This window comes from Streptomyces sp. NBC_00669 (genome assembly GCF_036226785.1).
Classification (GTDB): domain Bacteria; phylum Actinomycetota; class Actinomycetes; order Streptomycetales; family Streptomycetaceae; genus Actinacidiphila.
In genome coordinates this window covers 1677197-1699884 of the sequence record NZ_CP109018.1, presented here as the reverse complement: position 1 = coordinate 1699884, position 22688 = coordinate 1677197, and the positions used below count along the sequence as shown (strand labels likewise).

The 22688-nt window shown below is 73.0% G+C and carries 19 protein-coding genes; 16 read left to right on the top strand and 3 right to left on the bottom strand.

What is annotated here, in order from left to right; translation table 11 throughout:
- Positions 1-18: 18 nt before the first annotated feature.
- Positions 19-3453, top strand: coding sequence for a carbohydrate-binding protein (locus OG896_RS06740; protein ID WP_329363333.1), 3435 nt, complete (start codon positions 19-21; stop codon positions 3451-3453).
- Between the two features lie 81 nt (positions 3454-3534).
- Here the strand turns inward: OG896_RS06740 and OG896_RS06735 are convergent, their stop codons facing one another.
- A complete protein-coding gene (locus OG896_RS06735; RefSeq protein ID WP_329363331.1) occupies positions 3535-4059 on the bottom strand; it encodes a flavin reductase family protein in 525 nt (174 codons plus the stop codon).
- A gap of 47 nt (positions 4060-4106) precedes the next feature.
- Positions 4107-4631, bottom strand: coding sequence for a cupin domain-containing protein (locus OG896_RS06730; RefSeq protein ID WP_329363329.1), 525 nt, complete (start codon positions 4629-4631; stop codon positions 4107-4109).
- A 134-nt stretch (positions 4632-4765) separates the two neighbouring features.
- On the opposite strand from OG896_RS06730, the gene OG896_RS06725 reads away from it, so the two are divergent.
- The 10 genes from OG896_RS06725 (at position 4766) to OG896_RS06680 (ending at position 16918) form a co-directional block, all read left to right on the top strand.
- Positions 4766-5200, top strand: coding sequence for an RrF2 family transcriptional regulator (locus tag OG896_RS06725; protein ID WP_328471231.1), 435 nt, complete (start codon positions 4766-4768; stop codon positions 5198-5200).
- Positions 5197-6117 (top strand): DsbA family oxidoreductase, encoded by a 921-nt coding sequence (locus OG896_RS06720; RefSeq protein ID WP_329363326.1) that lies wholly within the window; start codon positions 5197-5199, stop codon positions 6115-6117. Before OG896_RS06725 ends, OG896_RS06720 begins: the two co-directional genes overlap by 4 nt.
- 572 nt (positions 6118-6689) lie before the next feature.
- Complete coding sequence (locus OG896_RS06715) at positions 6690-8270, top strand: ABC transporter substrate-binding protein (protein WP_329363324.1); 1581 nt, start codon at positions 6690-6692, stop codon at positions 8268-8270.
- 31 nt (positions 8271-8301) lie between these two features.
- Positions 8302-9363 (top strand): ABC transporter permease, encoded by a 1062-nt coding sequence (locus OG896_RS06710; RefSeq protein WP_329363322.1) that lies wholly within the window; start codon positions 8302-8304, stop codon positions 9361-9363.
- 3 nt (positions 9364-9366) lie between these two features.
- The gene (locus OG896_RS06705) at positions 9367-10257 is read left to right on the top strand and encodes an ABC transporter permease (protein ID WP_329363320.1); all 891 of its coding nucleotides are present in this window, start codon (positions 9367-9369) and stop codon (positions 10255-10257) included.
- Positions 10254-11225 (top strand): ABC transporter ATP-binding protein, encoded by a 972-nt coding sequence (locus OG896_RS06700; protein ID WP_329363318.1) that lies wholly within the window; start codon positions 10254-10256, stop codon positions 11223-11225. The genes OG896_RS06705 and OG896_RS06700 overlap by 4 nt, the downstream gene beginning before the upstream one ends.
- A 167-nt stretch (positions 11226-11392) precedes the next feature.
- Positions 11393-12205 carry an ABC transporter ATP-binding protein gene (locus tag OG896_RS06695; RefSeq protein WP_329373762.1) on the top strand — a complete coding sequence of 271 codons (813 nt, stop codon included), beginning with the start codon at positions 11393-11395 and terminating at the stop codon, positions 12203-12205.
- A 114-nt stretch (positions 12206-12319) separates the two neighbouring features.
- Positions 12320-13660 (top strand): NtaA/DmoA family FMN-dependent monooxygenase, encoded by a 1341-nt coding sequence (locus OG896_RS06690; protein ID WP_329363316.1) that lies wholly within the window; start codon positions 12320-12322, stop codon positions 13658-13660.
- Between the two features lie 11 nt (positions 13661-13671).
- Entirely contained in the window at positions 13672-15603 is a 1932-nt protein-coding gene (locus OG896_RS06685; protein WP_329363314.1) for an FAD-dependent monooxygenase, read from the top strand.
- A 193-nt stretch (positions 15604-15796) separates the two neighbouring features.
- Positions 15797-16918 carry an LLM class flavin-dependent oxidoreductase gene (locus OG896_RS06680; RefSeq protein WP_329363312.1) on the top strand — a complete coding sequence of 374 codons (1122 nt, stop codon included), beginning with the start codon at positions 15797-15799 and terminating at the stop codon, positions 16916-16918.
- 9 nt (positions 16919-16927) lie between these two features.
- Here the strand turns inward: OG896_RS06680 and OG896_RS06675 are convergent, their stop codons facing one another.
- The gene (locus OG896_RS06675; protein ID WP_329363310.1) at positions 16928-18160 is read right to left on the bottom strand and encodes an ROK family transcriptional regulator; all 1233 of its coding nucleotides are present in this window, start codon (positions 18158-18160) and stop codon (positions 16928-16930) included.
- Positions 18161-18361: 201 nt separating this feature from the next.
- Here OG896_RS06675 and OG896_RS06670 point away from each other — a divergent pair, with 201 nt between their 5' ends.
- Genes OG896_RS06670 through OG896_RS06650 form a run of 5 tightly spaced genes read left to right on the top strand, consistent with a single transcriptional unit; the run spans position 18362 to position 22677 of the window.
- Positions 18362-19384 (top strand): substrate-binding domain-containing protein, encoded by a 1023-nt coding sequence (locus tag OG896_RS06670; protein ID WP_329363308.1) that lies wholly within the window; start codon positions 18362-18364, stop codon positions 19382-19384.
- On the top strand, positions 19381-20391 hold the full coding sequence (locus tag OG896_RS06665; protein WP_329363306.1) for an ABC transporter permease: 1011 nt from the start codon (positions 19381-19383) through the stop codon (positions 20389-20391). The genes OG896_RS06670 and OG896_RS06665 overlap by 4 nt, the downstream gene beginning before the upstream one ends.
- Positions 20388-21209, top strand: coding sequence for an ATP-binding cassette domain-containing protein (locus OG896_RS06660; protein WP_329363304.1), 822 nt, complete (start codon positions 20388-20390; stop codon positions 21207-21209). The genes OG896_RS06665 and OG896_RS06660 overlap by 4 nt, the downstream gene beginning before the upstream one ends.
- Positions 21206-21913 carry a nucleoside/nucleotide kinase family protein gene (locus OG896_RS06655; protein WP_329363302.1) on the top strand — a complete coding sequence of 236 codons (708 nt, stop codon included), beginning with the start codon at positions 21206-21208 and terminating at the stop codon, positions 21911-21913. Before OG896_RS06660 ends, OG896_RS06655 begins: the two co-directional genes overlap by 4 nt.
- Complete coding sequence (locus OG896_RS06650) at positions 21910-22677, top strand: SDR family NAD(P)-dependent oxidoreductase (protein ID WP_329363300.1); 768 nt, start codon at positions 21910-21912, stop codon at positions 22675-22677. The genes OG896_RS06655 and OG896_RS06650 overlap by 4 nt, the downstream gene beginning before the upstream one ends.
- Positions 22678-22688: the final 11 nt, after the last annotated feature.

Below are 22688 nucleotides of genomic sequence, written 5' to 3'. Positions count from 1 at the left end.
GGACAGGGGCGGGGCGGTATGTGGCGGAGAAGGACCGGGCGTGCGGGTGCGTCGACGGTGGTCGCGGTGCTGCTCGCGGCGGGTACGGTGGCGGTGCCGGCGGCCCAGGCGGCGGCGCCCGACTCCGCGGCCGGGCCCGCGGATTCGTGGGTGCTCACCAACCGTTCCTACGCGCCGGACGACTACACGCAGGAGCCGTTCGTCGGCAACGGCTACCTCGGCCAGCGGGTGGCCGCCATCGGCGCCGGGTTCGAGGGCGACGGCGACCTCGGTACGGGCAACTGGCCGCTCGGCAACCCCCGTTCGACCACCGCCCTGGTCGCGGGGGTGTACGGGAAGGACGGCGACTCCGACTACATCTCCACCCTGCCGACCTGGTCGGACCTCTCCTTCACCGTCGACGGGCACGTACTGGACCCGCACGTCCCCGCCGACCAGGTCAGCGACTACCGCCAGACCCTCGACCTGCGCACGGCCACCGTCACCACCACCTTCCGCTGGACGCCCGCGCCGGGCCGGTCCGCGACCGTCAGGTACGAAGTGCTCGCCGACCGGGACCGTATGCACCTCGGCGTGGTGCGGGCGAGCATCACGCCGGCCTGGAGCGGCGGCCTGTCGGTCGCTTCGCTGCTGAACGGCGCCGGCGCGCAGCGGATCACCCCGACCGGGCGCGCGGTGGACACCTCGTCCGACACCGCGACCGTTCAACTCGCCACGCCAGGACGCGGGACGGCCGTCGCGGAGACCGCCCGGCTGGTGGCGGAGCACGGGGTGCGGGTCGCCCGCCGGGACGCCCTGCTGCCCGCGGACGACGCCGCCACCGCGGGCGAGCGCCTCGCGGTGCCGGTACGCGCCGGGGCCACCTACGCCTTCACCAAGTACGTGGGCGTCTCGACGTCCGACGACCCCGGCAGCCCGGCCGCGGTGGCGCGGGAGACCGTGGACCGGGCGGCCGCGACCGGCCGGCAGCGGCTGCTCGCCGCACACGTCGCGCAGTGGGCCGCGCTGTGGCGGCGGCGCGTGACGGTCGACGGGCAGCCGTCCGTGCAGACGGCCGTCAACAGCTCCTTCTACCTGCTGTATTCCAGCCTGCGCGCGGGCGTGGACTTCAGCATCCCGCCGGCCGGACTGTCCAGCGACAACTACGGCGGTGAGATCTTCTGGGACGCCGACACGTGGATGTTCCCCGCGCTGCTCGCCCTGCACCCCGAACTCGCCAAGTCCATCGTCGCGTTCCGCCACGACACCATCGGCGCGGCCGAGGCGAACGCCAAGTCCGCCGGCTACCAAGGCGGTTCATGGGCCTGGGACAACGGCCCCAGCGGTACGTGCGGTGGCCTCGCGCCGTGCGCCGGCTACGAGGACCACCTCCAGTCGGACATCGCCCTCGCCCAGTGGCAGTACTACCAGGCCACCGCGGACACCGGCTGGCTGCGCGCCGACGGCTATCCGGTGATCAAGGACGTCGCCGACTTCTGGGTCAGCCGCGTGACGCCGGGCCCGGACGGCAAGGACCACATCGACCACGTCACCGGTCCCGACGAGTACACCTCGGGGGTCGACGACGAGTCGGCGACGAACGCCGGTGCGGTCGTCGCGCTGCGCGACGCCGTGGCCGCGGCGCACGCGCTGCACGTGGACCCGGACCCGGCCTGGTCGGCGGTCGCGGCGCGGATCGACGTCGCGACCGACCCCGACGGCACCCACCCCGAGTACCCGGGATACGCCGGGCAGCCGGTCAAGCAGGCGGACACGGTGCTGATGACGTACCCGTTCGGCTATGTCACCGACCTCGGCGCCGCCGCGGCCGACCTCGACCGCTACATGCCCGTCACGGACACCGGCGGTCCCGCGATGACCGCGTCGGTGGAGGCGGTGATCGCGGCGCAGGTCCGGCAGCCGGGCTGCCTGGACTACACGCTCTTCCAGAACTCCTACCAGCCGTTCCTGCGCGGCGCGTTCGCCCAGTTCAACGAGACGCAGTACCTGACGCCCTCCGGCGGCCAGTCCAACCCGGCGTTCGACTTCGCGACCGGGGCCGGCGGGTTCCTGCAGACCCTCGGCTACGGGTTCGCCGGCCTGCGGTGGGACACCGGCGCGCTGACGCTCGCCCCGACCCTCCCGCCGCAACTGCCGGGCGGGATCACCCTGACCGGCCTGCGCTACCAGGGGCGGAGCGTGGACGTGCACGTCGGGCCCGCGACGACGACGGTCCGCCTCGCCTCGGGCGCGCCGGTCACCCTCGCCTCCCCGGACGGCACCAGGCGCCTCGCCACCGGGCGGACCGCCGTCCTGCCGACCGCCCGCCCGGACCTGAGCCCGACCGACAACTCCGCCCGCTGCCAGGCCGTTTCGGCCAGTTCCGCGCAGGCCGTCGACCAGCCGGCCGCCGCCGTCGACGGCAACGCCGTCACCACCTGGACAGCGGCGGACACCACCTCGTCGTACACGGTGACGCCCGCCCGGCCGGTCAGCACCGGTCACGCGGACGTGCGCTGGGGTGCGACCCGGCCCGCCTCGTACGCCGTCCAGGTGCGGTCGGCCGGCGGGCGCTGGCAGCAGGTCGCCGCGGGCGCCGTGCCGCCGGCCGGGAACCTCGACGCCACCTGGCGCCCGGTCACCGGCCGCGCCGTCCGGCTCGCCTTCGCCGGAGGCGATCCGGCGAGCATCGCCGAACTCGACCTGCCCGACGCGGCGGCGCCCGACCTGATCACCACCCTCGACGCGCCCGACGCGATGGCGCCCGGCTCGTCGGCCGTGGTCACCCAGACCCTGCGGTCGATCGGCGGCGCGGACGCCACGGACGTGCGCACCGCGTTCTCGCTGCCCGCCGGCTGGACGGCCACGCCCGACCAGGCCACGCCTGACTCAGCGGCGGCGGCGACCGTACGCCAGGGCGCGACCGTCACCCGCGCCTGGACGCTGACCGCCCCGGCGGACCAGGCGCCGGCCCGGGTGCCGCTCACCGCGACGACCACCTGGCGGGGCGCGGCCGGCACCGACTCGGCCACGGCCACAGCCTCGGTCTACGTGGCGACGCCGGTCCCGGCCGGGACCGCCGCCCAGGCCGAGGACGCGATCAACAGCGGCGGCGCGTCCGTGGCGAGCGACCACACGGGCTATACCGGCACCGGGTTCGTCGGCGGCCTCTACGCGGGGGCCGCGACCACCGCCGTCGTCGCGGTCCCGACGGCCGGCCCGCACCGGATCACCGTGCGGTACGCCAACTCCACCGGCGGCCGGCAGCCGCCCTACGAGTCGGTGACGCGGACGATCAGCGTCGTGGCCGGCGGCAGCGCGCAGCAGATCTCGCTGCCGGTGACCGGGAGTTGGGACACCTGGTCCACGGTGACCGCCGAAGTGACGCTGCCGGCCGGCGACGACGTGGTCCGCCTCCTGGTCCGGCCGGGCGACTCCGGCAGCGTCAACGTCGACAGCGTCCTCGTCGAGTGACGAGTGGCGAGTGGCGAGTGACGAGTGGTGACGTGCTGACGCGTGCCGACCCGTGCTGACGCGTGGGCCGCAAGGCCGCTGTCAGGCGCGGGAGTCGACGTCCAGCGCGGTGTGGGTGCCGAACGCCCGCGCGTGGTAGGTCAGCGGCGGCCTCGGCGCGGCCTCGGCGCTCAGGACCCGGCCGAAGACGACGACGTGGTCGCCGCCCGTCACCAGGTCGGCCACCTCGCACGCCAGGAAGCCGCTCGCGCCGGGCAGCCTGGGCACCTGGGAGCCGAGGCGCCAGTCGACCCCGCCGAACTTGGCCGGGCCGCCCTTGCGGGCGAAGTTCATCGCGAGGTCCGGCTGCTGCGCCCCGAGGATGTTGAGGCCGAACCTGCGGCTGCCGCCGATGACCGCCAGCAGGTCCGAGCCGCGGTCGAGGGAGACCAGGACCATCGGCGGGTCCATCGAGAGCGAGGTGAAGGCGCTGACGGTGGTGCCGTAGGGGGACGGCCCGGCCATGGCGGTGACCACGGCGACGGGGGTGGCCACGCCGGCCATGGCCTCCCGGAACGCGGACTTCAGGTCCGCCGCGACGTCCGGGCGGGATTCGGTACTGGTCACCAGGGCTCTCCTCTGCGTCGTCGGTCTGCTCGGATCGCTCGGTTCGCTCAGCCGTCCTCGGGTCCCGGCTCCGACCCCAGCGCGTAGAGCCGGGGCAGGTTGACCACGATCGCCTCCTGGGTGCTGCGCGCGATGACGACCACGGCCTCGTCGTCGGGGTCCGGGTTCTCCTCGCGGTGCGGCACGTAGGGCGGGACGAAGATGTAGTCGCCGGGGGAGGTGCGCAGCCGTACCTCCTGCGGGGTGTCGCCGGAGTCGTCGACGAAGACGAACTCCGGGTGGCCGCTCACCACATGGATCGCGGTCTCGGACTCGCCGTGGTGGTGGTCGGAGGAGGCCGTCGCGGGAGCCACGTGGGTCTGGCCCATCCACAGCTTCTCCGAACCGACGGTCTTCCCGCTGACGGCGGCGAACCTGCGCATGCCGCCGCTCTGGGCGGTGTCGCCGTCCAGCGCGTCGGCGCGGATGTGGTGCAGGCGGGCCCGCAGGGACGACGTCGGCGGGGTCGGGGTGTCGGTGTCGTGCAGGTGGGGATGGAAGCCTTCACCAGGCTGCGTCGGCGGCGTACTCATGGCCGGGACGCTAGGGCGCCGCCGAAAAGGATGTCAAGAGGTGTCTATTAGCCTTCACCTGCGGCAATGTTCCCGCAATGGTCGGTACACAGCGGAAATCCCCGCCCGGAAGGGGCATCGGGCATGATGGGAGCATGCATATCTCCGCGAAGGCGGACTACGCCACGCGCGCCCTTCTGGAACTCGCCAGCGAGCCCGGACGCCCGCTCAGTTGCGAGGCCATCGCCTCGGCACAGGAGATCCCGTTCCGCTTCCTGAAGTCCGTGGTGGCCGAGTTGCGAAGAGCCGGACTGGTGCGCAGCCAGCGCGGCTGCGAAGGCGGTTACTGGTTGGGCCGGGCGGCCGACGAGATCACCCTGCTCGATGTCGTGCGCGCGGTCGACGGCGAGCTGATCACGCTGCGCGGCGAGCCGCTGGCCGCGCTGGCCTACCCCGGCCCGGCGGCCGGGCTGACCGCGGTGTGGCGGCAGGTCGAGGCGGAGGCCGCGGCGGTCCTGGGCGGGGTGACCCTGCACTCGCTGCTGGCCCCGGCGAAGCGCGAGCGGCCGGCCCGGAAGCGCGCGGCGTGACAGCTGCGCGGCAGCCGGAACCGGCGGTGGAGGTGGTGGAGTACACCGATCCGCTCTGCCCGTGGTCCTGGGGCTCCGAGCCGGTGCTGCGCCGGCTGCGGGCCGCGGTGGCCGGCCGGGTCCGCTGGCGCCGGGTGTACGCCATCCTCTTCGACCACGACGACGACCCGCCGCCCGACCCCGCCGCGGAGACCGCCTGGTACGCGCGCTACGTCGCGGGGATCACCGAGCACACCCGGGCGCCGTGCGCGGTACGGCTGAGCCGGGTCGCGGCCAGTTCCTGGCCGTCCTCGCTCGTCGCCAAGGCCGCGGAGCTCCAGGGCGGCGACACGGCCGAGGCGGTGCTGCGCCGGCTGCGGGAGACGGTCTTCGTGCTCGGCGAGCCGGCCGACACCGCGGAGTTGGCGCTCGCCGCGGTCCGCGGCGCGCCCGGCCTCGACCTGCGCCGGCTGGCGGCCGACGCGGCGTCGCCGCGGGTGCTCCGGCAGGTGCGCGCCGACCGCGCGGAGGCGCGCCGCCCGGTGCCCGAGGTGCTCGACCCCACCGCCGGCTCGCCGCACCCCGGCGTCGCCAAGGAGACCGCCGACGGGAGCCGCCGCTACGCCCTGCCGACGCTGCTGCTGCGGACGGCGGCCGGCTACCGCGTGGTGCCCGGCTGGCGGACGTTCGAGGAGTACGCCGCGGCCTTCGACGACCTGTGCCCGGGCCTGCTGCCGGCCCGCGACCGGCTGCCGGAGGGCGGAACGCTCTCCCCGGCGGCGGCACTCGCGCGCTACCGGAGCCTGACCGACCCGGAGCGGCTGCTGCTGGCGCAGGGGCCGTGGCCACCGCCGCACGCGGTGCGGGTGGAGACCGGCAACGGCCCGCTGTGGCTGCACCCCGCCGAGGCCGCACTGCATCCCGCCGCCCAGGTGTAGTTCGTCACGCCGGGCGGGGCCGATCCGCGGCCGGGGCGGGGAAGACCCCGGTCCGCCGAATGAGACATCAAAAGGTGTCCATTGACAGCCGCTCGCCGTAGCCCACAAGATGTGCAGCATGCTCTCGACGCACCCTGGTGTGGTGTGCCGCTACGTGGACCTGCGGCGCACGTGCAGCGCCCTCTGTCGCTGACCATCCGTCACCCACGGTTCACCGGCGCCTGACCGCCCCCGGCGGTACCGGCCCCCTTCGCGCCGCCGAGCGGCGCCCCCGCCGTTCCGCGTCACCGACGCCGCGCATCGGCGTGCCCCCTTTCCCCGTCCGGCCCGCTTCGCCTGCCCGCCCGGCCCCTGCTCGCCGCTGTGCGCCACCGACCCGCTCCCTGACCAACAGCACCTGAAAGGCGGTGCGTTGGCCGAGGTGTGTCCCGACGCGTGCTCGTGAGCCGTACCGGCATGCCCGTACCGACCGCGCCGCGGGCCGGTGCGCTCCGGTACGGGCGCCGGGCCCGCCCTCCGCCCTGCCGCTCCTGCCCCGCCCCGGTCGGGAGTGCGTCGACAGAAAGTATGAGATGTCCATACGCATCGCCACCCGCCGTTCCGCGGCGGGCTCCCGCCTCCGCCCCCGCCCCCGTCCGCGGTTCGGCCGTATCCGGCTGGCCGCCCTCTCCGCCGTCCTCGTCACCACCGCGGGCGCCTCGCTCAGCGCCTGCGGCGGGCAGTCCGCGTCCGCGGGCGGCGGCGACACGCTGAAGTGGGCCTCCTCCTCCTTCCCGAGCCACTGGGACCCGGTGGTCAGCGGCAGCGGCGCCCAGTTCCGCGAACTCGCCCTGGTCTACGCCTCGTTGACGCGTACCGACGCCACCGGCAAGGCCGTGCCCGACCTCGCCAGGTCCTGGGAGTACAACGCCAAGGGCGACCAGGTCACCTTCCACCTGCGGCCCGGCCTGAAGTTCAGCGACGGCAGCGTACTGGACGGCAGCGCGATCAAGGCCGCCATCGAGCGGGCCAAGACGCAGAAGGACTCCGCGCTGTTCGGCGACCTGACGTCGATCAGGTCCGTGGACGCGAGCGGCCTCGACGTGGTCGTCCACCTCTCCCAGGTCGACTACCAGATCCCGCAACTGCTCGGCGAGCGCGTGCTCCAGGTCGCCAGCCCCAAGGCGGCCGCGAACCCGAAGAAGCTGGACCAGAGCCCGGTCGGCGCCGGGCCGTTCACCGTCACCCAACTCGTGCCGGGCACCAAGGTGCTGCTGAGGAAGAACCCGGACTACTGGGACGCGAAGGACATCCACATCGACAACGTGGAGCTGACCTCCGCCCCGGACGCCTCCACCGTCGTCTCCGGCCTGCAGACCGGCGTCTACAACTTCGCCGACATCGCGCCCAGCCAGGCCGACGCCGCGAAGAAGGCCGGCCTCGACGTGTTCGTGCAGCCGGGCTTCAACGCCGAGAACATCAGCCTCAACGTCAACAAGGCGCCGTTCACCGATGCCAAGGTGGTGGACGCCGTCCGCTACGCCGTCAACCGGCAGGAGTTCGTGGACAAGCTGACCTTCGGCTACGGATCGGCCACCGACCAGCCGTTCCCCAAGGGCTACGTGGCCTACGACCCGAAGTCCGCGGACCTCTACCCGTACGACCCGGCGAAGTCGAAGCGACTGCTCGCCGAGGCGGGCTACAAGCCCGGCGCCATCAAGCTGACCCTGGTCATCCCGGCCGCGGACCCGCAGGCCGAGATCGTCCAGTCGCAACTCGCCAAGGTCGGCATCACCGTCACCATCAAGGTGGACAAGAACTGGGCGACGCCGTTCTTCGCCAAGGACCTGACCTTCTCCCTGTACGGGACCACCGGGCGCGACTCGGCCCTCCAGACGCTCACCGCGCACTTCGGCCCCGACGGCCCGCTGAACCTCAGCACGCCGTACGAGCCGGCCGGCTTCGAGGCGGCGGTGGCGAAGGTCCGGCAGACCAGCATCGACTCGCCGGACTACCCGCAGGTCCTCCAGGCGGCGACCCGCGCGGGCCTGCAGAGCAAGGCGCTGGTCTTCACGTACTCCGCGCCGAACCTCTTCGCCAAGAGCAAGGCGCTGTCGAACCTGCCGAAGAACCCCGGCCACATCGACTGGACCGGCGTGACCCTCGGCCACTGATGTCCACCCAGCACAGAGAGGGGGCAACCCCATGACGACGACCACGACCACGACGGCGCCACCGGTGAAGGAGCGCCCGGCACCGGCCGGGCCCGCCCGCCACCGCGGGGTCGCCGCGGCCAGGGCCCGGCACACGCTGGGCCGGGTGACGGCCGCCCTCGCCCGATCCGCCGCGATCTTCGTGCCGGTCTTCCTGGTCGCGACCTTCGTGACGTTCGCACTGCGGTCGCTGAGCGGACTCAGCCCCGCGCGCATCCAGTTGGGCGAGGACGCGACTCCCGCGGCGATCCACCGGGTGGAGGCCCAGTGGGGCCTGAACCAGCCCTTCCTGGTCCAGTACGGGCACTGGTTCAGCGGTGTCCTGCACGGACAGCTCGGCACCAGCTGGACCAACGGCGCCGACATCTCCACGCTCATCGGCCTCGGCCTGGGCGTCAGCCTCTCCATCGCGACCTTCGCGCTGATCATCGGCGTCTGCGCCGGCTTCCTGCTGGGCACGGCGGCGGCGCTGCGGCACACCACCTGGGTGGACCGGGCGATCACCGGGTTCGTCACCCTGATCTCGGTGATGCCGGCGTTCGTGGTCGGCATCGTGCTCGTGGAGGTCTTCGCGGTCGGGCTGCACCTGTTCCCGGCGGCGGGCTACGTCCCCGCGGCGCAGGGCCTCACCCCCTGGCTGGAGCACATCACGCTTCCCGCGCTCGCCCTCAGCTTCGACGTGATCGCCGACGTCGCCCGGCAGTTGCGCACCAGCCTCATCGCGTCGTACCGGGAGAACTACGTCACCGGCGCGATCGTCCGCGGGCTCAGCCCGCGGCGGATCTTCTTCGGGCATGTGCTGCGCAACGGGATCGGGCCCGCGCTCGCCACGCTGGGGCTGAAGTTCCCCGCGCTGGTCGGCGCCTCCGTGGTGACGGAGTGGGTGTTCGGCCTCCAGGGGTTCGGCCGGTTCGCCAACGACTCGGCCCAGTCCGGCGACGTGCCGGCGGTGCAGGGCGTCCTGGTGGTGTCGATCGTGCTCGTCGTCGTCTTCAACCTGATCGTCAACCTGGTGCTGGCCCGCGTGACGCCGGCGTCCCAGCGGGGGGTGTGACGGATGTTCCGCCGCGTACTGTCGCTTCCCACCGGCCGGATCGCCGTGGCGATCCTCACCCTCATCGCGCTGCTCGCCGTCTTCGGCCCGCTGCTGGCGCCGCAGAACCCGCTGGGCACCAGCACCCACACGCTCGCGGCCGGCTCCGGCTCCCACTGGCTGGGCACGGACTACCTCGGCCGCGACGTGTTCAGCCGGCTGCTCGCCGGCTCCCGGGTCAGCGTGCTCGGCTCCCTCGAAGTGGCCGTGACCGCCCTGGTGGTCGGGGTGGTCCCCGGCATCCTGTCGGTGTACCTCGGCCGGGTCTTCGAGTGGGTCACCCTGCGGGTGGTCGACACGCTGGTCGCGCTGCCGTTCCTGCTCTTCGCCGTCGCGGTGATCGCGCTGCTCGGCAACGGCATCACCCAGGCCATGCTGGTCACCGGCGTGCTGGTCTCGCCGCTGTTCTACCGTGTCTCGCGCGCCGCCACCTTGACCGTGGCCCGCTCGCAGTACGTGGAGGCGGCTCTGATCTCCGGTGCCTCCGTCGGCTGGGTGGTCCGCCGCCACGTCTGGACCAAGGTGCTCCCGCCGATCGCGGTCGCGCTCGCCCAGACCGTCGGCGTCGGGTTCGTCATCGTCTCCAGCCTGACCTTCCTGGGGATCGGGGTCCAGCCGCCCGAGCCGACCTGGGGCGGCCTGCTCGCCTCGGACCTGGGATACCTCAGCTACCAGCCGTGGGCCCCGGTGGCCCCCGCACTGCTGATCATGGTCACCGTCTGGGCCGGCAACCTGCTCGCCGACGCGATCCGGGACGTCTCGGGCGAGGCGGGCCGCGCGCTGGTCGACAACCGCAAGGTCCGCGCCGGCCGCCCCGACCGGACCCCACCCACTCCGGTCGGAGGCGCGTCATGACGGCACTGTCCGAGAACCTGTCCGAGAGCCCGTCGTCCACGCGGACCGCGGAGACGGAGGAGGCCGAGCAGACGCAAGGGGCCGCCGACACGGCCGGGACCGCGGGCACGCCCGGCACCGCGCCCGCCGAGGCTCCCGCCGGGAGCGCCGAACCCGCCACCGTGCTCAAGGTCGCCGGCCTGCACATCACCGACCGGGCCACCGACCGCGAGATCGTGCACGGCGTCGACTTCGAGCTGACCCCCGGCAAGGCGGTGGGCGTGGTGGGGGAGTCGGGCAGCGGCAAGACCCTCACCTGCCGTGCCGTACTCGGCATCCTCCCCGCGCACTTCGAGATCTCCGAGGGCGCGGTCGAGATCGCCGGCACCGACATCGCCACCCTCACCCCGCAGCAGTGGACGCGGTTGCGCGGCGCCACGATCAGCGCGGTCTTCCAGGACCCGGCGTCCTACCTCAACCCGTCGATCAAGGTGGGCGCGCAGATCGCCGAGGTGGTCCGCGCCAAGAACGGGCTGAAGCGGGGCCCGGCCCGGCAGCGCGCCCTCGAACTGCTGCGCGCGGTCCACCTGCGCGAGCCGGAACTGGTCTACGGCCAGTACACCTACGAGCTGTCCGGCGGGATGCTCCAGCGGGTCCTGATCGCCGCGGCGATCGCGGCCGGCCCGCGCGTGCTGATCGCCGACGAGGCCACCACCGCGCTCGACGTCACCGTGCAGGCCGAGATCCTCGACCTCCTGGCCGACCTGCGCGAACGCACCGGCCTGGCGCTGGTGGTGGTCTCCCACGACCTGGCCGTGGTCGCCCAGATCTGCGACGAGGTGCTGGTCATGCGGCAGGGCGAGGTCGTGGAGCACGGCCCGACCCGCCAGGTGCTGCACCACCCGCGCCACGAGTACACCCGGCTGCTCGTCGCCGAGCACGAGCAGTACGGCCTGGACAGGTTCCGTACGTCGAAGGAGGCGTCGTGACCGGCGCGCACCCGCAACACCCGCCCGCCGAAGAGACGTTGGCGGGGCCGTCTGCGGGGGCGTCCGCCGGTGCCTCGGCCGGTCCGTCCGCCGGGCTGTCCGGCAGTCCGTCCACCGGGCCGTCCGCCGGTGCCTCGGCCGGTCCGTCCGCCGGTCCCGCCGGTACGGTGCTCGCCATCGACGGGCTCGACGTCCACTACGGCCGGCGCCGGCGCCGGCGGCGCGCCCTGCACGGGATCACGCTGAGCGTCGCCCCCGGCGAGACCGTGGGCGTCATCGGCGAGACCGGGTCGGGCAAGTCCACCCTCGCCCGCGCCGTCCTCGGCCTGGTCCGCGCCTCGGCGGGCTCGATCGTCGTCGGCGGCGAGGAGGTGACCGGCTACGGCGCCGGCAAGTGGCGCGCCCTGCGCCGCCGCGGCGTGGTGCAGTACGTCTTCCAGGACCCGCTGCGCAGCCTCGACCCGGACCTCACCATCGCCGACTCGCTGGCCGAGCCGCTGCTGCTGAAGGGCGTCGCCCACGCCGAGGCGACCGCGCGGACCCGGTCCTTCCTCGCCCGGGTCCACCTGCCCGAGGACCTGCTCGACCGGCTGCCCGGCGAACTCTCCGGCGGCCAGCGGCAGCGCGTCGCGGTCGCCCGGGCCCTGGTCACCGAGCCCGAACTGATCATCCTCGACGAGCCGGTCAGCGCCCTGGACTCCGCGAACCGGGTGCAGATCCTGGAGATCCTCAAGGAGTTGCGCGGCACCGGCGTGGCCATCGTGCTGATCTCCCACGACCTGGGGTCCGTCGCCGGGATCGCCGACCGTATCGCCGTGCTCTACCAGGGCGAACTCGTGGAGGCCGGCGCCGCCCGCGACGTCATCGAGGAGCCGCGACACCCCTATACCCGCCTGCTGGTCAGGTCCGCGCCCACCCTGCACACCGCCCCGGCCGGACGGGCCGAGCGCGACGCCCTGCGCGCGCTGCTCGACGCCTGAACCCGCGCCGCTTCGCGGCCACCCCCGAACGGGCCACCCCACGGCCGCTCAACCGCCGCCCCGCGCCCGCCCCGAGCCCTGCCACCCACGTCTCATCACGGAAGAGGGAGAACCATGTCCCGCACGATCCACCTCGCGCTCCACCCCTACGGCGTCGGCGGCCCCGGCCAGCACGGCCTGTGGAAGGACCCGAGCGTCGCGAAGAACGCCAGCATCGACATCAACTACTACATCCGGCAGGCCCAGGCCGCCGAACACGCGCTCTTCGACGCCCTGTTCATCGTCGACAGCCAGTTCATCAACTCCACCTACCCGGCGCACTACCTCAACCGGCTGGAGCCGCTCACGCTGCTGTCCGCGGTCGCCACCCACACCAAGCACGTCGGACTGGTCGGCACCGCCAGTTCGACGTACAACTCGCCGTTCAACCTGGCCCGCCGGTTCGCCTCCCTCGACCACATCAGCGGCGGCCGCGCCGGCTGGAACGTCGTGACCAGCTTCGACACCGGCGCGTCGAAGAACTTCGGTCTCGAGGAGCACCTCGACTACGCCACCCGCTACGGCCGCGCCCTGGAGTTCGTCCAGGTCGCGCGCGGCCTGTGGGACTCCTACGAGGACGACGCGTTCCCCGCCGACGTCGAGCGCGACGTCTTCCTCGACCCGGCCAAGCTGCACGCGCTCGACCACGTCGGCGAGCACCTCAGCGTGGCCGGCCCGCTCAACCTCTCCCGCTCCCCGCAGGGCCAGCCGGTGATCTTCCAGGCCGGTGTCTCGGAGGAGGGCCGCGACCTGGCCGCGCAGGTCGCCGAGGGCATCTACGCGCCCGGCGGCGGCCTCCAGCAGGCCCGGGAGTACTACTCCGACATCAAGAAGCGCACCGCCGGATACGGCCGCGACCCCGAGCACATCAAGATCTTCATCCACGGCGGCCCGATCGTGGCCGGCACCGAGGAGGCCGCCCGGCGCCGCGAGCGGGAGATCTTCGAGGAGGACGACGACTTCGAGGGCAACCTCGCGCTCCTCGGCCGGTCCTTCGGAGCCTACGACTTCAGCGTGCACGACCTGGACGCGCCGTTCCCCGACGTCGCGCACCTGGCCGAGCGGGGCGGCCGGACCGGCGCGGGCCGGATCATCGAGCGGGCCCGGACCGAGAATCTGACGCTTCGTCAAGTAGCCAACTCCGTACGGGAGTTCCGCCGCTCACCCTTCGTCGGCACGCCGCAGGGAGTCGCCGACACCATCGAGGAGTGGTTCCACGCCGGCACCTTCGACGGCATCAACCTCGCCTTCCGCACCGAGGCCGAACTCGCCGCCTTCGTCGACGGAGTGGTGCCGATCCTCCAGCGGCGCGGGCTGTTCCGCACCGAGTACGAGGCCGACACCCTGCGCGGCAACCTCGGCCTGCCGGTACCGGCCAACCGCTACACCCGCGAGCGCCAGCTCGTGAACGACTGAGAGGCCGGCCGATGACCGCGTCCGTGGCACCGCTGTCCAGATCCCTGCCCCCGTCCGCCCCCGCCTCCTCCTCTTCGCCCTCCGCCCTCTCCCCGTCCCTCTCCCCGACCGGCGGGCGCGACGTGCACACCGTCCGGTTCCCGGTCGGCACGCCGCCGCGGTCGGTGGACGTGCTGATCGTCGGCGCCGGCCCGGCCGGCCTCGCCGCGGCGGTCGAACTGACCTCCCGCGGCGTGCGGGTGGCCGTCGTCGAACGGGCCCGCACCGCGACGCTGGTCCGGGCCGGCGCGATGGGCCACACCCCGCGCGTGGTGGAGCACCTGCGCCGCTGGGGGCTGCTCCAGCGGGTCCGCGACGCGTGGACCTTCCCCCCGGAGTGGAACCAGGGCATCAAACTGGTCACCTCGCTGGCCGGGCACGAACTGGTGCCGGTGCCCCGCCCCGACTTCCGCGGCACGCTCGGCGGCGGCCACTCGGCCGACGAGGCGCTGCGCCGGCCGCAGACCGTCTTCCAGCACGTCTTCCTCGAACACCTCGCCGAGCGCCGGGTGAGCGTGGCCGGCGGCTGGGAACTGCGCGGCCTGCGCCAGGACGAGGACGGTGTGGACGCCGAGGTCGTCGACGTCGACTCCGGCGAACCGCTCGTGATCCGGGCCGGATACGTCCTCGGCACCGACGGCGGCCGCAGCACCACCCGCCGGCTGGCCGGCATCGAACGGGACGGGGAGCACGCCACCGAGAAGCGGCTGCGCCTCATCGTGCGCACCGGCGACATCACCGAACGGGTCGGCGCCGCGCCCAGCGGCACCAACATCGTCTTCAACCCGCACGCGTCCGGCTTCCTCGCCGCCGTGAGCACCCGCGAGTGGCGGGTGTACGCGGGGCCGTTCCCGCTCGAACACGAGCCCACCGAGGAGGAGTTGCTGGCCACCGCGCGGGCCGCCTTCGGCTTCGACCTCGACCTGGAACTCGTCTCCGCCACGACCTTCTACCACGCCACCCGGATCGCCCGGACCTTCCGGCACGGCCGGGTGCTGCTGGCCGGCGACGCGGCCCACGTACGGACGCCCGGCGGCAACCTCGGCGAGGGCATCGGCGACGTGGTGAACCTCGGCTGGAAGCTCGCCGCGGTGCTCGGCGGCCAGGCCCCGCCCGCGCTGCTCGACTCGTACGACCAGGAGCGCCGCCGGCACAACTGGCGGATCGCCGACCACGCGCTCCAACGGGCCCGCCGGGCCCAGGCCACCCTCGCCGACATCCGGGCCGGCGGCATCCCCGACGACGCCGACCTCGGCCCGGCCGCCGCCGCCCGCCGCGCCGAGATCGGCGAACGCCTGCGCCGGGACCGCCTCGGCGCGAACGGCGTCACCTTCGACGAGCGGTACGACGACTCGGCCGCGGTCTGGTACGAACCGGGCCAGCTCGACACCGAGCCCGCCTGGCGCCCGGACGTCTACGAGGACGACCCCCGCCCGGGCCACCGGGCGCCGGACGGACTCGTGGACCCCTACGGCGGCACCCTCTACGACCGGATCGGCACGTCCTTCGCGCTCCTCGTCCTGACCGACGCGCGCACCGACGTACGCGCGGACACGCGCACGATCGAGCGGGACTTCGCCGAGCAGGCCGCGGCCAGGGCGCTGCCGTTCACGGTCATCCACCTGACCGACCCGGCGGCCCGCGCGCTCTACGGCACCGCGCACGTGCTGGTCCGCCCGGACCAGCACGTCGCGTGGCGGGGCGCGGAGCTTCCGGCCGGCGGCGCGGCGGCGGTCCTCGACCGGGTGCTCGGCGGAAGCTCCCACCGTGCGGCGGCGGAAGCGGAGGCGGAAGCGGAGGCGGAGGCCGCGGCAGACGGCCGGGCGGCCGGACTGGTGGAGGCGGAGGCCGCGGCAGACGGCCGGGCGGCCGGACTGGTGGAGGCGGGCGCCGCCGGCGAGTAGGCGGACGGACCGCGATGCGGGCGGGCCCGCCGCCACGCGAGCCCGCCCGTACACCGATGCCCGTACACCGATGCCCGTACACCGCCGCCCCTTTCCGTCAGGGCTTCGCAGGCCGCCGCCCGCGCCCTCTGCGAGAATCGGGGCGGCGCCGCCGACGCGGCGGACCCCGCCGCCGGGACCATGGAGGAAGCACGTGCCACCTGCCTCGGAGCCGCTGCGGAAGCTGGGCTTCCTGACCATCGGGCTGTTCGACGAGGCCGATCCGCGCGCGGGCCACGAATCGACGCTGCGCGTCATCGAGCTGGGCGAGCAACTGGGCTTCGACAGCGCCTGGGTGCGGCACCGGCACCTCCAGTACGGCATCTCCTCGCCGGTCGCGGTGCTCGCCGCGGCCACGCAGCGCACCAGCCGGATCGAACTGGGCACCGCGGTCATCCCGTTGGGCTGGGAGAACCCGCTGCGGCTCGCCGAGGACCTGGCCACCGTGGACATCCTCTCCGGCGGCCGGCTCAACCCCGGCGTCAGCGTCGGCCCGCCGATGCGGTACGACCGGGTCAAGGACGCCCTGTACCCGGACACGGCCGACGCCGAGGACTTCGGCTACGAACGGGTGCGGCGGCTGCTGTCCTTCGTCCGCGGCGAGCCGGCGACCGCGTCCGGCGCGACCGAGGGCTTCGAGGTGTTCTCGCCACGGGTCCAGCCGCACGCCGCCGGGCTGGCCGACCGGATGTGGTACGGCGGCGCGAGCCTGCGGTCGGCCCGCTGGGCGGGGGAGCAGGGCATGAACTTCCTGACCAGCAGCGTCGTCAAGGCGGGGCCGGCCGAGCGGGCGGGGACGGCCGACGGGTCAGAGGCGGCCGGCGGCTCCGGCGACTCCGGGGTGCCCGGCGGCTCCGAGGACTCCGGCGAGGCCGCGGCCACCGCCACCTTCGCCGCGCTGCAACTCGCGCAGATCCGCGAGTTCCGCGCGCACCACCCGGCGGGCGACCGGGCCCGGGTCTCCCAGGGCCTCGTGGTCATCCCCACCGACTCCGCGACGCCCGAACAGCGCGCGAAGTACGAGGAGTTCGCCCGCAAGCGGCTGCCGCGCACGGCCGCCCCGCAGGGACCGGCGCGGTTGCTGTTCGCCCCCGACCTGGTCGGCGAGTCCGCGCGACTCGCCGAACGGCTGCACGCGCACGCCGCGTTCCGCGAGGTCCACGAGGTCGCCTTCGCGCTGCCCTTCACCTTCGACCACGCCGACTACGTCCAGATCCTCACCGACCTCGCCACCCGCCTCGGCCCCGCCCTCGGCTGGCACCCCGCCGCGCCCTGAACGGGCGGCCTACAAGGTCGAGAAGGGGGTGGCGCCGACCGCGAGGGTGGCGTCGAGGGTGGCCGGGTCCAGCACGTGGTCGCGGACCAGGTAGGCGGCTCCCGCGATGCCGGCGCGGGACTTGTACTTGGTGGGCACGATCTGCAACTGGCGGGTGGCCAGCGGCAGTGAGCGCTGGTAGATGACCTCGCGGACGCCGGCCATCAGGTGGTCGCCGACGGTGCTGAGCCGGCCGCCGAGCACGATGATGTCGGGGTTGAGCAGGCTGGTCGCGTAGGCGACGGCCTCGCCGAGGACGCGGCCGGCGGTCCGGAGCGCGGCGACCGCGGTGCTGTCGCCGCGCCGCACCTGGTCGACGACGTCGCGCGCGTCCTGGCCCTTGGTCTGGCGGCGGTCGCGCAGGTCGCGGGCGAGCGCCCAGCCGCCGACCAGGGACTCCAGACACCCCCGGTTCCCGCACCGGCACTGCGGGTCGCCGAACCCGCTGATGTGGATGTGCCCGATGTCGCCGGCCGCGCCCTGCGCACCGCGGTTGACGTGGCCGTCTATCACCATCCCGCTGCCGACCCCGGTGCCGGCCTTGATGTAGAGCAGGTGCGGCTGGTCGCGCCAGAAGCGGCGGTGCTCGGCGAGGGTGAGCAGGTTGACGTCGTTGTCGATGAGGATCGGGACCTGCCAGGTGCGGCGCAGGTGCCCGCGGATGTCGTAGTCGTCCCAGCCGGACATGATCGACCAGCCGAGCACGCGGCCGGCCTCGTAGTCGACCGGCGCGGGCAGCCCGAATCCGATGCCGGCGACCGGGGTGGCACCGAGGTCGGCGTGGCTGATCATGCCGCGCACCGTCGCCGTGATCGTGTCCAGCAGCGCTTCAGGGCCGTCGCCGACGGCGAGCCGTTCCACCCGCTCGGCGAGGATGCCCGCGTTGAGGTCGGTGATCGCCACCCGCGTCCGCTGCTCCCCGATGTCCACGCCGATGATGAGCCCGGCGGCGTGGTCGAGGGTGAGCGCGCGCGACGGGCGACCGCGCGAGGGCACGCTCTGGTCGCTCTCCTTGAGCAGTCCCGCGGCGAACAGCGCGTCCAGCCGCTGACCGACCGTCGACCGGGACAGGCCCGTCAACTGGGCAATCCCGGTACGGGTGTTGGCCCTTCCGGTCGTGATCAGCTGCAAGATCCGCCCGGGGCCCTCCTCGGCCCGCCAGGGGGCCGGGCCGCTCGCGGCCGTGCGTGTCGTCTCGCTCATCTCGCTCCGCTCTCGGGACGTCGGACTGCACTGTAGTGAAGGGCCATTTATGTCGGCAACCATACAGAAGTAGTTTATTTTTGCTTGACAGCCGATCGAACGATCCGCAACATCGACGTAATCACCCGGTCATATCGACGCCCGTGGCGGGTTCCTCCCGCACCGAAGCCGAGTTGACGGCCCTGCGTCCAGGAGGACTCAATGAAGATCGTCCGACGTGCTCCCGCCTCCTTGCGGATCAAAGTCGCCGCCCTCACCGTCGCCTGTGGCGTGGCCGCCGTGGCGTGCGGGCCCGGTGGTTCCGGCGGCGGTTCCGGCGGGTCCCCGAAGATCGGGATCGTCGCGCTGAACCTGAGCAACCCGTTCTTCGGCACGCTGGAGAACGCCACCGAGAAGGCCGCGAAGGCCAAGGGCTGGAAGGTCATGAAGGCCGAGGCCAAGACCCCCGGGGACTCGGCGACGCAGGTGACCGCGATCGAGAACATGATCGCCAACAAGGTGAAGGCGATCGTGGTCACCCCGGCCAACGCGACGGCGCTCAACGGCGTGCTGAAGCAGGCCAAGTCCAAGGGCATCCTGGTCCTGACGGTGAACGCGGCGCTCGACCCGACCGACGCCGCGGACGCCACCTACGCCACCGACAACGTCGCCGCCGGCGAACTCATCGGGAAGTGGGCCAAGGCGTCCGCCCCGAAGGACCCGCATGTCGCCCTGCTCGACTTCGACCTCTCGGACAAGCCCGCCTCAGACCGCCACCAGGGGTTCCTCAGCGGGTACGGCATCACGTCCAAGTCGCCGGAAGTGGCCGGCAGCGCGCTGACCCAGGGCACCGAGGACACCGGCCAGTCCGCGATGGAGAACCTGCTGTCGGCGCACTCCGACATCAACGTCGTCTACACCATCAACGAGCCGACCGCGCACGGCGCCTACACCGCCATCAAGAACAAGGGCCTGGCCGGCAAGACCGTCCTGGTCTCCGTCGACGGCGCGTGCAGCGGCGTCGAGGACGTGAAGAGCGGTGCGATAGGCGCCACCGCCATGCAGTTCCCGGACAAGATGGGCGAGATGGCGGTCGACGCCGCCGCCGCGTACATCAAGGACGGCACCAAGCCGAAGAGCGGCGTCATCGACTCGGGCACGGCCCTGATCACCGACCACCCGGTGCCCGGCGTCGCCTCGCAGACCTCCGCCTGGGGCCTGAGCCACTGCTGGGGACCGAAGTGACCACGACCACCCAGGACGCCGACGTGCTGGCGCTCGAACGGGGCGTCGGTCCCCGCCGGGACCTGCGCGGCCTCGCGTCCCACCAGATCGCCGGGCCGCTCGCGGCCCTGGTCACCGCGGTGATCGTCTTCGCCCTGTCGACGAGCACCTTCTTCAACTCCGACAACCTGGCCCTGATCGCGCAGCAGTCCGTCGTGGTGGGCACCCTGGCGCTCGGTCAGACGCTGATCATCCTGACCTCCGGGATCGACCTGGCCAACGGCGCCATCATGGTGCTCGGTTCGGTCGTGATCGGGAAGATGGCCGTGCACGGCGACCCGGTGGCCGCCGCGCTGGTCGGCCTGGTGGTCTGCGTCGTGGTCGGCTCGGTCAACGGCGTCCTGGTGTCGCTGCTGAAGCTGCCACCGTTCATCGTCACGCTCGGCGTGATGTCGGTGGTCGCCGCCTCGTCCCGGCTCTACACCTCCTCGCAGAGCTACCCGATCAGCTCGGACTTCCTGACCTTCCTCAACCGGGGCCCGACGGTCGGCGGCGTGACCATCACCTACGGGGTGATGCTGTGGATCGCGCTCACCGCGGTGCTCGGCTACGCGCTCAGCCAGACCTCCTGGGGCGTACGGGTCTACGCGGTCGGCGACAACGACAAGGCGGCCGCGCTGGCCGGCATCAAGGTCAAGCGCATCCTGCTGAGCGTCTACATCGTGGCCGCGGTGATCTACTTCTTCGCCGCCTGGCAGGCCCTGGGCCGCACCCCGACCGCCGACCCCAGCGGCTACACCAACGGCAACCTCGACAGCATCACCGCCGTGGTGATCGGCGGCACCAGCCTCTTCGGCGGCCGGGGCGGCGTGGTCGGCACGTTCATCGGCGCGCTCATCGTGACGGTGCTGCAGAACGGCCTCACCCAGGCGGGCATCGACTCGCTCTACCAGCAGGTCGCCACCGGTGTCCTGGTGGTCATCGCGGTCGGCGTGGACCACCTCGTGCGAAGGAGGCAGACCCGATGACCGGCTCCGAGAACGGCTCCGACGCCCGGCCGAACGTGCTCCAGGCCCGCGGCCTCACCAAGCGCTACGGCCACGTGGTGGCCATGGACAACAGCGACTTCGACCTGCGCCCGGGCGAGATCCTCGCCGTCATCGGCGACAACGGCGCGGGCAAGTCCACCCTGATCAAGTCGCTCACCGGCGCGGTCGTCCCCGACGAGGGCACCTTGCACCTCGACGGCGAACCGGTGCACTTCCGCAACCCGCTCGACGCCCGCAACGCCGGCATCGAGACCGTCTACCAGGAGCTGGGCGTCGCCCCCGCGCTCGACATCTCGCAGAACCTCTACCTCGGCCGGGAGCAGCGCCGCAAAGGCGTACTGGGCACCGTCTTCCGGCAGTTGGACAAGCGCGGGATGCGGCACGGCTCGGCACGGCACATGGTCGACCTCGGTATCCGCATCCAGTCCATCGGCCAGAAGGTCGAGACGCTCTCCGGCGGCCAGCGGCAGGCCGTCGCCGTCGCCCGCGTCGCCGCGTGGGCGACCCGGGTCGTGGTCATGGACGAGCCGACCGCGGCGCTCGGCGTCCGCGAGACCAACCAGGTCCTCGACCTCATCCTGCGGGTGCGCGAGCGCGGCCTGCCGGTGGTGCTCATCAGCCACAACATGCCGAACGTCTTCCAGGTCGCCGACCGTATCCACATCCACCGGCTGGGCCGCCGGATCGCGCTGGTCGACCCGAAGGACACCTCCATGGAGGAAGCCGTCGCCCTCATGACCGGCGCCAAGTCGCCCGAGGACGTATCCATGCCACTGACGAAGGACGGACCACGATGAACCCCGCACCGACCGGCCGCGACGCCCAGCCGCCGCGCGGCGAGGCCGTCACCTTCGAGGAGCTGACCGCGGCGGCCCGCGCCCTGATCACCCCCGGCGGGCGGCGGATACTCGGCATCACCGGCGCGCCGGGATCGGGCAAGTCCACCCTCGGCGAGACCCTCGTGGCCGCACTCGACGGCCAGGCGGTGCTGGTCGGACTCGACGGCTTCCACCTGGCCGGCGCCGAGTTGGACCGGCTGGGGCGCAAGCCCCGCAAGGGGGCCGCCGACACCTTCGACGCCGCCGGCTACGTCCACCTGCTGCGCCGGCTGCGGGCCCGCGAGGACGCGACCGTCTACACCTCCTTCTTCGACCGGAGCCTGGAGGAGTCCATCGCCTGCGCCGTCCCGGTGCCGCGCGAGGTGCCGCTGATCATCACCGAGGGCAACTACCTGCTCGTCGACCAGGGCCCGTGGCAGCCGGTGCGCGAACTGCTCGACGTGTGCTGGTTCCTGGAGCCGGGCGAGGACGTCCGCTTCGACCGGCTGATCGCCCGGCACATGTCGTACGGGCGGACCGCCGAGGAGGCGTACGAACGCTCGCACGGCTCGGACCAGCGCAACGCCGAACTCATCGAGAGCACCCGGTCCCACGCGGACCGGATACTCCGGGTGCCCGCCGTGCGGACACCGTCCCGACCCACAGAAGAGGCAACCGCATGAGCGTCCTGGATCGATTCCGTCTGGACGGGAAGGTCGCCGTCGTCACCGGCGGCAACCGCGGCATCGGCAAGGCCATCGCGACCGCGCTGGCCGAGGCCGGCGCGTCGGTGGCGATCGCGAGCCGCGACGAGGACCGCAACCGCGAGGCCGTCGCCGACCTCGCGAAAGTCGGCGGCGCCGTCATCTCGACGAGGACCGACGTCACCAGCCGGGCCGACCTGGAGGCCATGCGCGAGACGGTCACCGGGCAACTCGGCCCGATCGACATCCTGGTCAACAACGCCGGCGTGGGCATCCACGGCGAGTCCCTGAGCATCGACGACGAGGCTTGGGACCGGGTGATGGCCACCAACCTCGACGCGGTGTGGAAGGCCAGCCAGGTGGTCGGCGCGTCCATGGTCGAGCGCGGCACCGGTTCCATCGTCAACGTCGGCTCGATGTCCGGCATGATCATCAACCGGCCGCAGTGGCACGCCCCTTACGCCGTCTCGAAGGCGGGGGTGCACCACATGACCCGCTCGCTGGCCGCGGAGTGGGCGCCCCGCTCGGTACGGGTGAACGCGATCGCCCCCGGCTACACCAAGACCGAGATCTCCGACATCGACCTGCCCGAGTACAAGCACTACTGGATCGACGAAGTCCCCATGCAGCGCTACGCGCAGGCCGTGGAGATCGCCCCCGCCGCGCTCTACCTGGCCAGCCCGGCGTCCTCCTTCGTCACCGGCGAGGTCCTGGTGATCGACGGCGGCTACACCCTGTGGTGAACCCGCCCCGC

What these genes read in the sequence shown, in the direction of transcription:
- OG896_RS06740 (WP_329363333.1), top strand. Translation starts at nt 19, where the DNA reads ATGTGGCGGAGAAGGACCGGGCGTGCGGGTGCGTCGACGGTGGTCGCG.
- OG896_RS06675 (WP_329363310.1), bottom strand. Translation starts at nt 18,160, where the DNA reads ATGAGCGAGACGACACGCACGGCCGCGAGCGGCCCGGCCCCCTGGCGG.
- OG896_RS06650 (WP_329363300.1), top strand. Translation starts at nt 21,910, where the DNA reads ATGAGCGTCCTGGATCGATTCCGTCTGGACGGGAAGGTCGCCGTCGTC.
- OG896_RS06725 (WP_328471231.1), top strand. Translation starts at nt 4,766, where the DNA reads ATGCATATCTCCGCGAAGGCGGACTACGCCACGCGCGCCCTTCTGGAA.
- OG896_RS06700 (WP_329363318.1), top strand. Translation starts at nt 10,254, where the DNA reads ATGACGGCACTGTCCGAGAACCTGTCCGAGAGCCCGTCGTCCACGCGG.
- OG896_RS06705 (WP_329363320.1), top strand. Translation starts at nt 9,367, where the DNA reads ATGTTCCGCCGCGTACTGTCGCTTCCCACCGGCCGGATCGCCGTGGCG.
- OG896_RS06655 (WP_329363302.1), top strand. Translation starts at nt 21,206, where the DNA reads ATGAACCCCGCACCGACCGGCCGCGACGCCCAGCCGCCGCGCGGCGAG.
- OG896_RS06710 (WP_329363322.1), top strand. Translation starts at nt 8,302, where the DNA reads ATGACGACGACCACGACCACGACGGCGCCACCGGTGAAGGAGCGCCCG.
- OG896_RS06660 (WP_329363304.1), top strand. Translation starts at nt 20,388, where the DNA reads ATGACCGGCTCCGAGAACGGCTCCGACGCCCGGCCGAACGTGCTCCAG.
- OG896_RS06685 (WP_329363314.1), top strand. Translation starts at nt 13,672, where the DNA reads ATGACCGCGTCCGTGGCACCGCTGTCCAGATCCCTGCCCCCGTCCGCC.
- OG896_RS06730 (WP_329363329.1), bottom strand. Translation starts at nt 4,631, where the DNA reads ATGAGTACGCCGCCGACGCAGCCTGGTGAAGGCTTCCATCCCCACCTG.
- OG896_RS06670 (WP_329363308.1), top strand. Translation starts at nt 18,362, where the DNA reads ATGAAGATCGTCCGACGTGCTCCCGCCTCCTTGCGGATCAAAGTCGCC.
- OG896_RS06690 (WP_329363316.1), top strand. Translation starts at nt 12,320, where the DNA reads ATGTCCCGCACGATCCACCTCGCGCTCCACCCCTACGGCGTCGGCGGC.
- OG896_RS06715 (WP_329363324.1), top strand. Translation starts at nt 6,690, where the DNA reads ATGTCCATACGCATCGCCACCCGCCGTTCCGCGGCGGGCTCCCGCCTC.